At 72.4% G+C, this 1,536-nt stretch carries 2 protein-coding genes; one reads left to right on the top strand and one right to left on the bottom strand.

From position 1 onward, the window contains the following. Positions 1-203: 203 nt before the first annotated feature. A complete protein-coding gene (gene bldD / locus G5C65_RS37100; RefSeq protein ID WP_027751102.1) occupies positions 204-704 on the bottom strand; it encodes a transcriptional regulator BldD in 501 nt (166 codons plus the stop codon). A 252-nt stretch (positions 705-956) separates the two neighbouring features. On the opposite strand from bldD, the gene pyrR reads away from it, so the two are divergent. After that, positions 957-1,536 (top strand): bifunctional pyr operon transcriptional regulator/uracil phosphoribosyltransferase PyrR (gene pyrR, locus G5C65_RS37095; RefSeq protein ID WP_165303433.1); only part of this gene is annotated, 580 nt, incomplete at its 3' end.

Genomic DNA, 1,536 nt, shown 5'->3' with positions numbered 1-1,536 from the left:
GGCGCGAGACGCCGGGCGCGCCCCGTCGGCGTACGCCCTCCCGTGTGCCGGGAACCGCCGGGCGCACGACCGCAGGGCGGGGGCCCAGGGCCCTCCCGTGTGCCGGGAACCGCCGGGCGCACGACCGCAGGGCGGGGGCCCAGGGGAGGGCCCCCGCCCTGCGCGGTGGCGGGTCGGCGGAGCGGCCGGAGCGGCCGGTGCGGTCAGGCGTCCTCGTGGGAGACGGCGCGGCGCGCGTCCGCGTCGAGCACGCCCCAGCTGATGAGCTGCTCCGTCAGCACAGAGGGCGACTGGTCGTAGATGACGGCGAGCGTGCGCAGGTCGTCCTGGCGGATGGAGAGCACCTTGCCGTTGTAGTCACCGCGCTGCGACTGGATCGTCGCGGCGTAGCGCTGCAGCGGCCCGGCCTTCTCGGCCGGGACGTGGGCCAGCCGCTCCAGGTCGAGCACCAGCTTCGGCGGCGGCTCGGCGGCTCCTCCCGGCGTGGTGCCGGGCAGCAGCTCCTGCACCGGGACACCGTAGAAGTCCGCCAGTTCGGCAAGGCGCTGCACGGTCACGGCCCGGTCGCCGCGCTCGTACGAACCCACCACGACCGCCTTCCAGCGGCCCTGGGACTTCTCTTCCACGCCGTGGAGGGAGAGACCCTGCTGGGTGCGGATGGCCCGGAGCTTCGCTCCGAGCTGTTTGGCGTATTCGCTGGACATAAGGCTCCCCGGACGCTGTATCGCGCTGCATCGTTGAACGGCTCCGCCGCGTGGGGCTGCGCCGCGTTTCGTAACTCACTGTGAGGTTACGCAGCGTAATGTGCCGCGTCAAGCCGAGCGGGTCCAGACGGCTGGCAGTGGCCGGTGCGGGGGCGGGGACGGACCGGTCGAGCCCCCTGATACCGTGGTCGGCGACAGACCAGACGTCCTTTAAGGCCCGTCCCGTGAGGCGGGGAAGGAGGTCCGTATCCCATGGACGACAGCAGTGCGCCCCCGGGTCCGGCCCGGCCCGTTCTTGAGGCCCCGGACATCGCGCGGGTTCTGACCCGCATCGCCCACGAGATCGTCGAGCGCGCCAAGGGCGCCGACGACGTGGTGCTTCTCGGCATTCCCACCCGAGGCGTGTATCTCGCGGGGAGACTGGCCGACAAGCTGGCGGAGATCACCGGCAGGCAGACCCCGGTGGGTTCCCTCGACATCACCATGTACCGCGACGACCTGCGGCTGCGCCCGGCGCGCGCCCTCGCGCGCACCGAGATCCCGGCGGCGGGCGTCGACGGACGGCTCGTCGTCCTCGTCGACGACGTGCTCTACTCCGGCCGTACGATCCGCGCAGCCCTGGATGCCCTGGGTGACATCGGGCGTCCCCGCGCGGTCCAGCTCGCCGTGCTCGTGGACCGCGGTCACCGTGAGCTGCCCATCCGGGCCGACTACATCGGCAAGAACCTCCCCACGTCCCAGCGCGAGACCGTCCGGGTCCAGCTCACCGAGGAGGACGGCCACGACGGCGTGCTGCTCGGCACCCGCGAGACCTGTCTCTTATACACACCTG

Source organism: Streptomyces boncukensis, assembly GCF_011045075.1.
Lineage (GTDB): Bacteria > Actinomycetota > Actinomycetes > Streptomycetales > Streptomycetaceae > Streptomyces > Streptomyces boncukensis.
Note: the sequence above shows the minus strand (reverse complement) of the source record. Positions and strands in the feature narration are given on the sequence as shown.